We start from the raw sequence: 13697 nt of genomic DNA, 5'->3' as shown, positions 1-13697 counted from the left end.
CTGACCGTGCGTACCGAAATCTGGCGGGGAGCCGAAATCTGACTGGGAGAAACACCGGCCGGAACACCGAATACTGTCCCGCCGGCGAGACGGAACTCGCTCACGCTGCCGCAGTCGACCGGAGGGACCGGTAGTACTCCAGGCATTCCTCATAGCTGGGCAGTACTCCCGAGGCCGCCGCGGTGGCCAGTCCGGGCGCTGCGGCATCTTTGTCCGACATGATCGGCGTACCGTCCAACTCCCACGGAATGCCGATGTCGGGATCGAGCGGATTGATCTCGATCATAGTTCCGTGCGCGTATTTCTCCGAGCACAAATAGTTGACACAAGCGTCGTCGGTCAACGCGACGAAGGCGTGGCCGAGGCCGTCGGACAGGTACACCGAGACCCCGGTCTCGGCGTCTTGCCTGGTCATCTCGTACTTTCCGAAGGTCGGGGAACCCACCCGCAGATCCACGGCTACATCCAGCACCGACCCGCTGACACAGGTGACGAGCTTGGCCTGGCCGGGAGGCAGCGTGGTCGCGTGAATACCGCGGATGGTGTTGCGGCTGCTCAGCGAACAGTTCGCCTGGCCGATCCCGAACGGATAGCCGATGGCCTCGGAAAGTACACTGGAACGGACCAGCTCCGAAAAGGAACCCCGTTCGTCCTCATGGATTTCCGGGACGATCCGGAAAGCGTTCGGTATCGACATCTCGGTAATCTTCATCGCACCGATGATGAGCGGACGGCTTGTCCCGCCGCAACCCCCGAAACCCGCGTATGAGATTGTCAGCAGGAGACCGTCGGAGTTGCTCCGAGGGTCATGTCGGGATTCAGGTGCCGCGCATAGGCGAAGATCAGCGGGTTCATCCGGAAGCGGTCGTAAACCGGCTCCTGGAGCAGGCTGGCCTCCACCAGGACGTCCAGCCCGCGGCGGGCGAGCCGTGGGGTGATGCCCGCCAGCCGGGCGGCTGCTCTGAGACTCACACGGGGGTTGGTGTTCGCGCCCAGTGAGCGGAACAGCAGGCGGGCATCCTCCGGCAGCGCGTTGTAGGACCACCCGAAGACGGTCTTCAGAGAGGAGTGGTTGTCGCCGAGCACATCCAGCCGTCCCAGGAGATCCCCTTCGCCGAACCGGGCGAGGGCCCGTTCGGGGGAGGGGTGCATCCCGATGCGGGTGCCCGCGATGCGCAGGGCCAGGGGAACGCCACCGCATGCCTCGACCAGCCGCCGCACCGCGGGATGGGTGCCGTCTCCCAACGGCCGCCCCACCATGCGGCCGAACAGCTCGACACCGTCCTCCGTCATCCCGTCCACGGTGATACGTCGCGCTCCGTCCCGCACGGTGAGTCCCGCGAGACTGTTCCGGCTGGTGACGATGACCAGGCAGGACGAAGTGCCCTGCAGGAGCGGCCGCACCTGCTGCACGGAGGCGGCGTTGTCCAGCAGGATCAGCAGCCGGCGGCCGGCCACCAGGCTGCGGAACAGGGTGCGTTGCCGCTCGATGCCCATGCCCACTTGCGGTGTGGAGCCCAGGGTGTCCAGGATGTGGCGCAGCGTCTCACCCAGCTTCATCGGGCCGGGCCCGTCGCCGTGGCCCCGCAGGTCCAGCTGCAACTGCCCGTCCGGGAAGCGGGCAGAGAGGGTACGCGCGATCCGGACCGCGAGCGCCGTCTTGCCGATTCCGGGCGCCCCGGTGATCAGGATGACGGGACTCTCCCCCGTACGGTCGGCGGACTCCACCAGCTGGTGGAGTTGCCGGAGTTCGGCGACGCGGCCGGTGAAGTCCGGTATATCCCGTGCCAGTTGTGCGAGTCCCGCCGGCCGGGCCGACGCGACCGGCGGCCCGGCGGGTCCGGCCTCGGGCAGGGGCAGTGACATCCTGCTCGACGGCCCGCCGCGCAGGATGTCCTCGTAGAAATGCTGAATCCGCTCGCCGGGCTCCAGCCCCTGTTCCTCGGCCAGCTTGGTCCGCAGGTCATGGTATTCTTCAACGGCTTCGGCCTGTCTGCCGATTCGGGCATAGCCGAGCATCAGTAAGTGGCGCAGCCGTTCGCGCAAGGGGTGTTTCCGCGCCAGGAGAGCCAATTCGGTCAGTTCGCCACTGAAGTCGGCATGGTGATCCAGTTGGTGCAGCAGCTCCATCCGGTCCTCGATGGCGGTCAGTCGCAGCTCGGCTAGTGCCCTGCGCTCGGCCTCCGCGAAGGGCCCTGTCGTTCCGCCGTAGGGAGTGCCGCGCCACAGTTCCAGCGCGTCATTGATCTCCTTGACCGCCCGCTCCCCGGTCTGCGCGCTCTTCATCCGCCTGGCGGACGTGAGATGTGCCTTGAACTTCTGGAAGTCGACCTGATTCGCGGGCAGGCGCAGCATGTACCCGAGGCTGTCGGACACCAGCAGATCGGAGGGCCCCCGCTGGGAACGGGCCGGCTCAAGCTGGCGGCGCAGCCGCGCGACGTAGGTGTACACACTGTTCATCGCGGTCGCCGGAGCGTCGATTCCCCATACGGCGGTCACCAAGTCCTCGCGACTGATGACCTGATGGGCGTGTGCGGCCAGTACCGCGAACAAGGTGCGTTGCCTCGGTGAGCCGAGCTCTAACTCCTGTCCGTCCCTGACGGCCGCGACCGGTCCCAAGAGGACGACGCGAGTAAAATCCCCCATACCCTGCACTTTCCACTTCGTACACTCCCCCGTTGGAGTGTTCTCGCGGCTCCTGATCACCTCACCCTGACCGGGCAATCAGGACCGCAGAATTTCGATGTGTGGGATTGCGTCGGCTCGCCTACGGCGTTGCACCTGCCACGCGCGATGCCTGGCTCCCCCTTGCACAGCAGTCATCCTACGTCTCATGCGCACCAACTCAAGGGACTTTTACGGTCGCAAGCGTCACTTCCAGTCAGGGGCCGCGGTGGCGAACCACGCCCGTGGCCAAGGGTTCGGTACGTCTCTTCCGGGTGCGTCGGCGGGCGGTCCTCAGCCGTCGGCCCGGCCGAAACCCCGTGCCACTGACAGCAGCAGCCGGTGAGCGTTCTCGTCCCCCACGGTGACGCGCACACCGTGCCCGGGGAACGCACGGACCTTGACGCCCGCCCGGGCCGACTCCTCTGCGAAGGAGGCGCTTCGGGGACCCAGGGGAATCCAGAGGAAGTTGCCGCGCGAGGGCAGCGGCGCGTGGCCGGCGGCGGACAGGAGCCGGAAAAGGCGCTCACGCTCTTCGCGGATGTGAGCTGTCCGATGCCGCAGGGCGTCCCCCTCCCTCAGCGAGGCGATGGCGGTCTGTTCGGCACCGCGTGTGACGGAGAACGGTATGGCCGTCTTACGGGCGCGCGCTACGACGGGGGGCGCCGCCAAGGCGTATCCGACGCGCAGTCCCGCCAGTCCGTAGGCCTTGGAGAACGTACGCAGCAGAACCACATCTGCGTGCCTGTGGAGGAGTTCCAGGTCCTGGGGGTCGATCGCCTCGTCGAACTCGACATAGGCCTGATCGATGATCGTGATCACACCGGGCGGGAGGCCGACGAGGAATTCGCCGAGTTCGGACGGCGACAGGGACTTCCCGGTCGGGTTGTGGGGAGAGCACAGGATGACCACGCGTGTGTTCGCGGTGATGCCGGCGCGCATGCGGTCCAGGTCGTGATCCCCCGCCGCCGTGAGCGGTACGGGTATCCCGCGGGCGGCGGAGGTCGCGATGAGGAGGGGGTAGGCGTCGAAGCCCGGGGTCGCGTAGAGCACGTCGTCCCCGGGGCCGCACAGGGTCAGCAGGAGTTGCTGGAGAACGCCGGCGCTGCCCGGGCCCACCAGGATGGATTCTCGGTCGACCGCGAAGTGCGTGGACAGCGCGTCCACCAGGAAACGGGCGCGCGGGTCGGGGTAGAGGTGGACCTGTCCGCTCTCGCGACGCAGGATCTCCCGGACCCGCGGCAGCGGAGGCAGGGAGATCTCGTTGTTGGACAGGTCCCACAGGCCCCCGGGGGAGCCGGCGTACGACGCGTCGTCTTCGCGATAGGAGGGAAGCGGGGCTGTTGCCGCCGCTCTGGGTGGCAGGCCAGGTGGCATGGTGAGTACCTCCGTTCATGGGCGCGCGCCCGCGGTGCGGGATACGGGCCAGCGGGGGCGCGCGAGGTTCCCGCTGCGGACACCGGGGATCCGGCGTCGGTGAGCGGGATGGTCACGCGGCCCCGTCGTCCGGCCGCAGCACCCAGGCGTAGCTGTTGGGGACCGCGAGTGTGATCTCACGCAGGCAGCGGTAGCCGGCCTCGGCGAAGACTCGCCGGGCGGCCTCGCGCGTTCGAGGCTCCATGCCTTGCAGCGCGTGGATGTAGTCGAAACCCGGCGCGAACAGCTCCGGCGACGACGCGGATGTGGAGGCGGGGGCGACGGTGTCGAAGACGACCAGGTAACGGGCGCGCGGGAACCGTACCCGGTAGGAACGCAGAACGTCCGCGCAGTGGTCGTCGGGCGCTATGTGGTGGGTCATGAACGCCTGGGTGACGATGTCCACATCGGGCCAGGTGTCCGTCAGCATGGTGACGTCGGCCTGCTGGATCTCGAGATCGACACCCAGTACGCGCGCGTCCCGCACGGTGTTCTGCGCCGCGTCGACCGCCGTGCTGGAGATGTCGAAGCCGATCCCGGGCTGTTCGGCGCGCGTGCACATGGCGAGCAGCCGGGACCCCGTACCGCACCCCAGGTCGCAGACGCGTCCCCGCGGTGCCAGGGAGGCGACCAGGTCGAGAAGCGTCTCGTCCAGGTACTGGGCCCCGACGCGGCTCGACGACTCCGCGACGACGGCGCCTCTGACCAGGGTCGCCGGGTCGGGGACGCCGGCGACGGCGTCGGCCAGGACAGAGGCGTAGGCGCCGAACCACAGCTTGAAGATCGGTGCCTGCTGATGCAGGTCCGATCCGAGTTCAGTGAGCTCGTAGGAAAAGTCCCGGTGTTCGACCGCACCTGCCCGGCACAGCGCCTGAAGAACTCCGGTGATTTTTATTCTGTGCGCGGACCATGGATCCTTTTCCAAGTCGGATTCCTTGATTCGCTCTTTGGCGAGCCTTTCGAAGAGCCCCAGGTCGTCTGCGAGGACGGTCGCATGGGCTGCAACGGCGCTGGTGAACAGCGGTGCGAGTTGAGGATGAACGAAGTCGGTGCTGGCGATGATGCTCTCCTGAGCCGAAATTCCGTGGATGGTGGTGCAACAGTGCCAAGTGCTACGGATTGAACGCTAGTTACGCCCGTTGGCCGGGTCAAGAATGTGTGAGACCGCGCCCTTCGAATAAGGCAGCCCGGGGTATTGTCTGTCCGGGCCGGGATCATTTCCGTGCGTATTGCGTGAGTGATATCCCGACCCGCTTGTCGTGCAGGAGGCCGACCCGTCACGGCGTAGGGGCCGTACGGGAGGGCGGTGATCCCCGGCCGGCCGAGGCCGACGATGTCGCGAGATCCTCCAGGACGGGCACCAGATCCAACGGTGTGGGCCGCGTCCTCATCTCGTCACGCAGCCGTACCGCGCCGTCCCGGAACGACCGCTCTTCGAGCAGCCGCAGCAGGTTCTCCCGGACGGTGCGGGCGTTCACCCGGCTTGCCTCGACGGAGATTCCCGCGCCCTGGGCGGCGAAGCGCCGCGCCAGTTCGGGTGCGTCGAACTCCCACGGCAGCACCAGCTGGGGAACGGCGTGCCGGGCCGTGGTCAGCAGGGTGCCTGGCCCGCCATGCTGAATGAGCGCCGAGCAGGTCGGGGCCAGGGCCTGCAAGGGCACATAGGGGACGAGCCTTGTGTTCCCGGGGACACTGCCCAGCTTGCGCTGCTCCTGCTCGGTGATCGTGGCGACGATCTCCATGTCGAGATCCGCCAGTGCGTCGAGGAGCTCGCGCACCTCGATGTTGTAGCTGCCGAATCGGGCGATGTTCGTGATGCCGAGTGTGAGCCCGACCCGGGGGCGGGCCGGCGGAGTCCGCAGCCACTCCGGTACCGCGGCGGGGCCGCCGTACGGCATGTACTGCATGGGCAGGTAACGGAGTCGCGCCTCCATCCGCATCGAATCGGGAAGCTGATCGATGGTGAACGAACCGGTGATCAACTCCTCCGAAAAGGCGAAGCCGTAGCGTTCGGCATAGGTGCCGAGCCATTCCGCCAGGGGATCGGGCGCGTCGGTCCGGCCGGCCTTCAGACGCAGATAGTGCTCACGGGTGACCCCGAAGACGTCCAGACTCCACAGCAGCCGTCCGTGCGCGGCGCCGCTGGCCTCCGCCGCGATGGCACCCGCGAAGGTGGTGGGTTCCCACAGGACCAGGTGCGGCCGCCACTGCCGGGCGAAGTCGACCAGGTCCGGGATCATCGGAACATTGGCCATCCTGTGCCACCAGGGGACGACGGACTCGTAACCCGCGTGCAGGTACTCCCATGCGGCGCGTTCCGGAGCGGCCGCCACGTCGTACGGCTGGAGCAGACCGGTCAGCAGGGAAGCGGGCTTGCCTCCGAGCATGCGGGAGAAGCCGTCGTCGCGGCCGACCGGCACCGCGGGCAGGCCCGCGTTGGTGATCACCTCGGTGAGGTTCGGGGTGCTGGCGACCCGCACGTCATGGCCCGCGCTTCGTAGCGCCCACGCCAGCGGCACCATGGACAGCAGCAGGCTCCGGTCGGAGTAGGTGGTGAAGAGGATGCGCACGACTGCTCCAGATCGCGTTCAGGGCCGGTACTGGGCAGCGGCCTCGGTCAGCCGGGGAACCAGGTCACGCGGGGTCGGCATGGCCAGCATCTCCTCACGCAGGGCGGCCGCGGCCGTGGTGAAGGACGGTTCCTCCAGCAATCGGAGGAGGTGGCCGCGAACCTTCTCGCCGGTAACGTCCGTGTAGTACTCCGTCAGCCCGGCGCCGTAGTCCACCAACCGGTCGCAGACCGGGGGATTGTCATGCTGCTCGGGGATGGTCAGCTGCGGAACTCCCGCCAGTGCCGTGGTGTTGAAGGTGCCGAAGGCCCCGTGATTGATCGATGCGACGCACGTCGGCATGAGCGCGCTCAGGGGGACGAAGGAGACGAGCCGGATGTTGTCGGGCACCCGTTTCAGTTCGCTCTGCGTTTCCTCGGACACCGTCGCCACGATTTCGGCGTCCACATCGCCCAGCGCGTCGAGGAGTTCTCCGACGCCGACCGGGTATCCGCCGAACCGCTGCGTCGCGGAGACACCCAGGGTGAGGCAGACCCGCGGTCGTGTCGGGGGCGCCCACAACCAGTCCGGGATGACGGAGACCCCGTTGTACGGCACGTACCGCATCGCGAGGTACTCGATGTCCGCCTTGAGCTGTAGTGGTGCCGGATACTGATCGATGGTCGCCTGACCGGTCGTCATGTCCTCGGAGAAGTCGACCCCGGACCGGTCGCAATTCTCGGCGAGCCATTCTCCGAGTGGATCTCGTCGCGCGTCCGGGGGCCGGGTTTCGCGTAGCCGCAGAAAATTCTCACGGGTCTTGCCGAAGATGTCCAGGCACCACGGCATCCGAATATGGGCGGCACCCACCGCCCTGGCCGCGATCGGGCCCGCGTAGGTGGCCTGCTCCCATATCACCAGATCCGGTTTCCACTGCCGTGCGAAGGCGACCAGATCGCTGGTCATCGGATCGTTGATCATCTTGTACCAGTTGCGGACGACGGTCTCGTATCCCGACTGCAGGTAATCCCAGGATATGTCCTCCAAGGAATCGTCCGCGGTGTCGAACGGTGGCAGGTCCACGGCGCGGATCTGTTTGTACATCTCGGGATTTGCCGCGGCGAAGCGCGGATTCAGGAATCGCTCCAGCACCCGCCAGAGGTGGTGATCGGAACCGACGGGAACCGCGGTGAGCCCGCTGCGGGTAATCACCTCCGTGAGCGCGGGCTGACTGGCCACCCGCACCTCGTGGCCAGCGCCCATCAGCGCCCAGGCCAGCGGCACCATCGCATGGAAGTGGGTCTTCTCCGAGTAGGTGGTGAAAAGAATGCGCATACCTGCTCCACGGTCGACGGCGGGTTGCGGGGCTCCATCGGCGATTTGGCTGACCGCCGCTGCTGCTGGGGTCCGTCCCGCCGGCGGGACGGACCCCAGCAGCAGCGGGATTCTGGATGATCCTGGATGTCGCCGATAATGTACTGCCAGTTTTCCATTTGATGCTTCGACACCGCCTCGCACTTGCCGCATCTGAGCAGCCAAGGCCAGGATGGATAATCATGCGTAGAGTTCTCATAGATGATGATTCCAAAGAGATCAGAGTAGGACTCGGCTGTACTTCGCTTTCACACGGATACAGTCCGGTCCAACAGGACGAGGAGGACTCTGTCCGAGTTATTCATCGGGCGCTTGAACTTGGCATCAGAATTTTCGACACCGCGGACATCTATGGGCCCTACAGCAACGAGCGGCTGCTCGGGCGCGCGCTGAGGAAGCATCGGGACCGCGCCGTGATCGCCACCAAGTGCGGCCTGGTCACGAACGCCGACGGCACACTCAGCCGCGATGGAAGTCCTCAGCACATCCAGGCAGCCTGTGAGGCGTCGCTGACCCGTCTTCGGACGGACGTGATCGACCTCTACCAGTTGCACCGCGTCGATCCGAAGGTGCCGCTCGAGGAGACCTGGGGCGCCATGGCCGCGCTGGTGCAGGCCGGGAAGGTCAGGTCACTCGGCGTCTCCCACGCCAGCATCGAGGAACTGGACCGGATCCACGCGCAGTTCCCCATCGGCGCCGTCCAGTACGAGCTCTCGATCCTGGCCAGGCACACACTGGAGGACGTGCTGCAGTGGTGCGAGAAGACGGACACTCCCTTTCTCGCGTTCTCCCCCCTGGGCCGGGGCTTCCTCACCGGACAGGTCGACTACGCGGCACTGGGCGACAAGGACGCGCGGTCCCGTGATCCTCGGTTCGACGAACAAGCCTTCACCGCGAACCGGACGATCGTCGACGGTCTGACAAAAGTCTCCCGCCGGCACGGGGCGACCCCGGCACAGGTCTCCATCGCCTGGGTACTGGCGCAGAGCGATCTGGTGATACCCATCCCCGCGACCAAACGACTGCGCTGGCTGGAGCAGAACGCGGCCGCGGCAAAGCTCGAACTCGGCGACGAGGACCTGCGCGAGCTGGCGCGGCTCCCCGAAGTCGTCGGGCGGATGCGCTGGGACTACGCGCGTACCAGTAGCTGACCACCTCGACCGGTGAAGGAAACCCGCTCTGCGAAGGAGAGACCATGACCGACAGCCCCGCACTCCCCCTGGTCGTCGTACTCGGTGCCTCCGGCCTGCTCGGCACGGCGGTGACCCGTGAGCTGGCGGGCCGTCGGCTGCGGCTGAGGCTGGTCGGCCGACGCCCGGTCACGGTGCCCGAGCGGCACCGTGCCGAGGTGGAGGTCCGCCGGATCGATCTGACGACGCCCGGTGCGGTGGCCGAAGCCGTCGAAGGGGCCGACGCGGTCGTGCACCTCGTCGCGCATGTGGCCGGTGCGGCGACCTGGCGGGTTTCCTCGAACGACGCCCTGGCCGAACGGGTCAATCTCGGGCTGCTGCTCGACGTCATCGACTCGCTCACCGCTCAGAGGCGTACCGAACCGCCGGTGGTGATCTTCGCCGGCTCCATGTCGCAGACGGGCAAGTTCACCTCCGAGCGCATCACCGAGAGCACCCCGGACCGGCCGCTGACCACGTACGACCGGCAGAAGATGGACGCCGAGCTGGCCCTGAAGGCCGCGACCGCCGAGGGCGCCCTGCGCGGGACGACGCTACGGCTGGCCACCCTGTTCGGGCAGGGCAGGGCGGCCAGAGCGTTGGACAAGGGGCTGGTCTCGGTGATGATGCGTCGCGCTCTCGCCGGTCAGCCGCTGACCATGTGGCACGACGGCAGCATCACCAGGGACCTGGTCTGCATCGAGGACACGGCACGCGCCGTGGTCGCGGCCCTCGACCACGCCGACCGGCTGACCGGGCGCCACTGGTTGGTGGGAACGGGGCGGGCCACCACCATCGGCGAGCTGTTCGCCGGGATCGCCCGGGCGGTGTCCGAGGCCACCGGACAGCCCCCGGTACCGGTGACCTCGGTGCCCCCGCCGGACCAGTCGAGCCCCACCGACTTCCTCGACTTCGTCATCGACCCCTCGGCCTTCCAGGAGGCCAGCGGCTGGCGTCCGCGGATCCGCTGGGAGGACGCGGTGGCCCGCACGGCCGCCGAGCTCGCGCTCACACCGCCCGGGCAGCCCTGAACCAGGGCGACGCCCGCTTTCCCCAGACGGAAGGAACCTCCGGTGCGCATCCTTTTCGCCACCTACTCGGAGAAGACGCATTTCCTCAGCATGGTGCCGCTGGCCTGGGCACTGCGATCGGCCGGACACGACGTGCGCGTCGCGAGCCAGCCCGAACTGGTCGACGTGATCACCACCGCCGGACTTCCGGCCGTGCCGGTGGGCGAGGACCACAAGCTCTGGGCGACCGCCCAGCGCATCCTCAACGAGCGTTTCGCTCAGTTCAACCCCCAGCTCTACCGGGAGACCCGGCTCGGCAGGACTCCGCCGTTCAATCTGCCTCGGCAACGGCATCTGATCACCTGGGAGTATCTCCGCGCGGCCGACGAGGACGCCGCGGCCATGGCGCGGATGATCAACTCGTCGATGCTCGACCAGCTGGTCGAGTTCGCCCGCCACTGGCGGCCGGACCTGGTGATATGGGAGCCGACCAGCTATGCCGCCCCGATCGCCGCGGAGGTGGCCGGCGCGTTCCATATGCGGTTCATGTGGGGTCCGGACCACTACGGGGCGCTGCGCGGGCACTTCCGCCGGGTACGGGACGAACAGCCCCCGGCCGAGCGGAAGGACGCACTGGCCGCCTGGGTCGGCGAGCAGGCCGCTCGCCATGGGGTCCCCTTCGGGGAGGATCTGATCACCGGCCGGGCGACCCTCGATCAGCTGCCCCCCGCGCTCCGCCGCAGGGGGGACGAGGTGGAATACCTGCCCATCCGGTACGTGCCCTACGGCGGTGCCGCGGTGCTTCCGGACTGGCTGCGCGAGCCTCCCACTCGTACCAGAGTGGCGCTCACCCTGGGACTGAGCGCGGCCGAGCGCTTCGGCGGCTACGTGCTGTCCGTCCGCGAAATCCTGGACGCCCTCGCCGATCTCGACATCGAGGTGATCGCCACCATCGCCGAGCAGGAGCAGAAGAAGCTCGGACCCGTGCCGGACAACGTGCGTCTGGTCACCTTCGCCCCGTTGCACGCGCTACTCTCCACCTGCACGGCGGTGATCCACCACGGCGGCGCTGGCACCGTGGCCACCAGCAGCCTCCTCGGCCTGCCCCAGCTGATTGTGCCGGACCAGGGCGACGGGGAGTACGCGGCGACGCGAGTGGAGGAGCACGGCGCCGGAATACTCATACAGCCCGGGGACGCCGACGGCCGGACCGTACGGGACCGGGTAGTGCGGTTGCTGCGGGAGCCGGGGTTCGCACCGCGCGCCGCGGAACTGCGCGAGCAAATGCTCGCTCTGCCGGCCCCGCACGAGGTGGTCGGCCATCTTGAGCGACTCCTCGCGCGGCGAAGGCCGAACGCGCACCGGGAACCGGGCCGTCACCCGGTCCGATCGAGAAACTGATCCAGCAGACCGGGTACGGCGGCCTCGGCGAAGCCGATCCCGTCGGCTTCCGCCGTGTCCCGTACCGTGTACGCACCGGCCCCCGCGGGGGTGACGGCGGTCACTGATACCAGGCCCGCCCTGCGCTGGAAGACCGACTGCCTGATCCGCCATCCGATGACCCCGGACCGCTGCAGTGCGACGGTGTGCCGGGTGAGGGTGCCCGAGCGGATGACCACGTACGCCCCGGTGAGAGCGTGACCCAGGCTCCGGTACGCATCCAGCCCGAGCAGCACCGCGGCCGGCAGCAGGAGTGCTCCCGCGGCAATCCACGCGGGATGCGGCAGCGCCCCGGTGAGGACAGCGGTGCCCACCGACGACACCAGACTCAGTGTCAGCACCGCGGCCACCGCCCACACCACGCGCTTGCGCCGCGCGGCCGGGGGGTGCGCACACAGCGTGACGGCCGTGGGGCTTGCTTCCTCCCGCAGTATCCCGGCAGCCACCCGGTCGGCCGTCCCGCGCGGAGCGGCAGGCAGCAAAGTGCTGTAGCCGACCGCCTTCTTGTCCCCCTCCGCCTTGCGTATCCCGGTGCCCACGGCGTCCACCCGGGCCGCCCCGAACGGCCGGCTGCCCAGTGGTTCGGCCAGGTCGACGCCGCGGAGGCGCCGCTGTTCGATGGAGATCGACCGGGTGGTGAACAGGCCGCGCCGGCAGTGCAGGGTGATTCCGCTCGGTTCCTCCTCCAGCCGGTAGTCCCACCATTGCTCGACGAACCAGACCAACGACCCGAGCATGCCGACCGCGAGCACGGCGGCCGACACGACCGGGACGGCCAGCCAGAGCCTGCCGTCGCCGAACACCCCGATGACGTACTCGAATGCCGTTTTCTCCAGATCGAACCGGTCGACCAGCTTCAGTACGAGGCCGAACAGCGCGGCGCCGATGGCAGGCGCCGCGAACGACACCGGGGCGTAGCGCAGCCAGCTCCAGTCGATGGCGGCCAGGACAGTGGAGTCCGTCCGAGGGGCGTCCGGTTCGGGCCGGCCCAACAGCAACCGCCGCAGCCGCTCCGCCTCGTGCCGGGGCAGTGGCGCCAGCTTGACCCGTTCCTTGTCGTCTCCGCCCTGCCCGGTTCCGGCGGTCAGTTCGGCCATCCCGAACAGCCGGTGTAAGGGACTGGCGGTCACATCCACGGTGCGCAGCCGTTCACGGCGCAGCCTGCGCCCTGAACTGAGGACGAGATCGACGCGGAACTCGACGAACTCCTCGCAGACCCGGTACCGCACGGACCGCCGGTGCAGCAGACCGGCCAGTGGACTCAGCAGGATCAGCAGCGCGACCACGGGCAGCACCCACGACAGTGCGCCGCCGACACCGATTTCCCGGGCGAGCAGCACGGTGAGGGGGATCGCGGCCATGCAGACCGCCCCACCGGCCAGCACCGCCGTGAACCAGATGGTGCGCCGGTCAAGCCGCCGCCAGTCGTCCGTGGCGTGTGCGTCGCCCGTACGAGTCATGTCGCGTCCCCCGGCGTGGCGTGGGCGAGGATCAGCAGCCGCTCGGCGAGTTCCGCGGCCGTCGTGGCATCGAGCCCGTGGAGCTTCAGTTCTCCTTTGGCCGAGGCGGTGGTCACCAGCACCGTGGCCAGGCCGAGCCGCTGCTCCAGCGGCCCTCGCCGGATGTCGACGGTCTGGACGTGTGACGTCGCGGTGATGCCCCACTCCCGGCGGAGGTAGCCGGCGCGCACGTACACCGCCGTGCCGGTTACCTCCCACCGGTGCAACCGGAACCACCAGGGTGGCAGCAGCAGGACCGCGGCGACGGCCGTGGCCAGCAGCGCGCCCGAGCCCACCCACGGCCAGGCCGAGGGGACGGTCGTCTGGACGGAGCTGAGCAGCCCGGCACCGATGACGGCGGCGACGCTGCTGACGGCCAGACGGACGCGCCACATGACAAGGGACCTGCGCTCGACGCGATGTGCGGGCGGCCGGAGTTGAGCTGTCGTGATCTGTGTCAATCTCTCCTCCTCGGGATACGGAGATCCTAATCCCGTGCTTTTGTGAGCCGGAGCGGCTGACGGGGGTCAGCTACCCCCTGCCGCGGCTTACCGGCGTCCTACGGCACGCTACGAG

General features: G+C 68.2%; 11 protein-coding genes. 3 read left to right on the top strand and 8 right to left on the bottom strand.

The window, feature by feature from the left end:
• Window positions 1-100: 100 nt before the first annotated feature.
• From BT364_RS13035 to BT364_RS13010, 6 genes are all read right to left on the bottom strand, one after another.
• On the bottom strand, window positions 101-712 hold the full coding sequence (locus BT364_RS13035) for a dTDP-4-dehydrorhamnose 3,5-epimerase family protein (protein WP_072485321.1): 612 nt from the start codon (window positions 710-712) through the stop codon (window positions 101-103).
• 62 nt (window positions 713-774) lie between these two features.
• The gene (locus BT364_RS13030) at window positions 775-2646 is read right to left on the bottom strand and encodes an AfsR/SARP family transcriptional regulator (RefSeq protein ID WP_079179437.1); all 1872 of its coding nucleotides are present in this window, start codon (window positions 2644-2646) and stop codon (window positions 775-777) included.
• A gap of 312 nt (window positions 2647-2958) precedes the next feature.
• Complete coding sequence (locus BT364_RS13025; protein WP_072485319.1) at window positions 2959-4041, bottom strand: aminotransferase class I/II-fold pyridoxal phosphate-dependent enzyme; 1083 nt, start codon at window positions 4039-4041, stop codon at window positions 2959-2961.
• 112 nt (window positions 4042-4153) lie between these two features.
• Window positions 4154-5005, bottom strand: coding sequence for a class I SAM-dependent methyltransferase (locus tag BT364_RS13020; protein ID WP_072485318.1), 852 nt, complete (start codon window positions 5003-5005; stop codon window positions 4154-4156).
• 352 nt (window positions 5006-5357) lie between these two features.
• Complete coding sequence (locus BT364_RS13015; protein ID WP_072485317.1) at window positions 5358-6650, bottom strand: activator-dependent family glycosyltransferase; 1293 nt, start codon at window positions 6648-6650, stop codon at window positions 5358-5360.
• Window positions 6651-6668: 18 nt separating this feature from the next.
• A complete protein-coding gene (locus BT364_RS13010; protein ID WP_218172423.1) occupies window positions 6669-8168 on the bottom strand; it encodes an activator-dependent family glycosyltransferase in 1500 nt (499 codons plus the stop codon).
• On the opposite strand from BT364_RS13010, the gene BT364_RS13005 reads away from it, so the two are divergent.
• From BT364_RS13005 to BT364_RS12995, 3 genes are read left to right on the top strand one after another with little or no spacing between them, the layout of a single operon-like run.
• Window positions 8081-9154, top strand: a complete 1074-nt coding sequence (locus BT364_RS13005) for an aldo/keto reductase (protein ID WP_371268586.1) — start codon at window positions 8081-8083, stop codon at window positions 9152-9154. The genes BT364_RS13010 and BT364_RS13005 overlap by 88 nt on opposite strands.
• A 44-nt stretch (window positions 9155-9198) precedes the next feature.
• A complete protein-coding gene (locus BT364_RS13000) occupies window positions 9199-10203 on the top strand; it encodes an NAD-dependent epimerase/dehydratase family protein (protein ID WP_072485314.1) in 1005 nt (334 codons plus the stop codon).
• A 42-nt stretch (window positions 10204-10245) separates the two neighbouring features.
• Window positions 10246-11583, top strand: a complete 1338-nt coding sequence (locus tag BT364_RS12995; RefSeq protein WP_072485313.1) for an activator-dependent family glycosyltransferase — start codon at window positions 10246-10248, stop codon at window positions 11581-11583.
• Here BT364_RS12995 and BT364_RS12990 read toward each other — a convergent pair.
• Together BT364_RS12990 and BT364_RS12985 are read right to left on the bottom strand one after the other, a co-directional pair.
• Window positions 11559-13082 carry a PH domain-containing protein gene (locus BT364_RS12990; protein WP_072485312.1) on the bottom strand — a complete coding sequence of 508 codons (1524 nt, stop codon included), beginning with the start codon at window positions 13080-13082 and terminating at the stop codon, window positions 11559-11561. The genes BT364_RS12995 and BT364_RS12990 overlap by 25 nt on opposite strands.
• On the bottom strand, window positions 13079-13582 hold the full coding sequence (locus tag BT364_RS12985; protein ID WP_072485311.1) for a PH domain-containing protein: 504 nt from the start codon (window positions 13580-13582) through the stop codon (window positions 13079-13081). Before BT364_RS12985 ends, BT364_RS12990 begins: the two co-directional genes overlap by 4 nt.
• Between the last annotated feature and the right edge of the window lie 115 nt (window positions 13583-13697).

The organism is Streptomyces atratus (genome assembly GCF_900119365.1).
In the GTDB taxonomy this organism is placed as follows: domain Bacteria; phylum Actinomycetota; class Actinomycetes; order Streptomycetales; family Streptomycetaceae; genus Streptomyces; species Streptomyces atratus_B.
Note: the sequence above shows the minus strand (reverse complement) of the source record. Positions and strands in the feature narration are given on the sequence as shown.

Bases quoted from the DNA above. Each gene is read 5' to 3' on its own strand.
- BT364_RS13035 (WP_072485321.1), bottom strand. From the start codon at position 712: ATGAAGATTACCGAGATGTCGATACCGAACGCTTTCCGGATCGTCCCG.
- BT364_RS13030 (WP_079179437.1), bottom strand. From the start codon at position 2,646: ATGGGGGATTTTACTCGCGTCGTCCTCTTGGGACCGGTCGCGGCCGTC.
- BT364_RS13025 (WP_072485319.1), bottom strand. From the start codon at position 4,041: ATGCCACCTGGCCTGCCACCCAGAGCGGCGGCAACAGCCCCGCTTCCC.
- BT364_RS13005 (WP_371268586.1), top strand. From the start codon at position 8,081: ATGATCCTGGATGTCGCCGATAATGTACTGCCAGTTTTCCATTTGATG.
- BT364_RS13000 (WP_072485314.1), top strand. From the start codon at position 9,199: ATGACCGACAGCCCCGCACTCCCCCTGGTCGTCGTACTCGGTGCCTCC.
- BT364_RS12990 (WP_072485312.1), bottom strand. From the start codon at position 13,082: ATGACTCGTACGGGCGACGCACACGCCACGGACGACTGGCGGCGGCTT.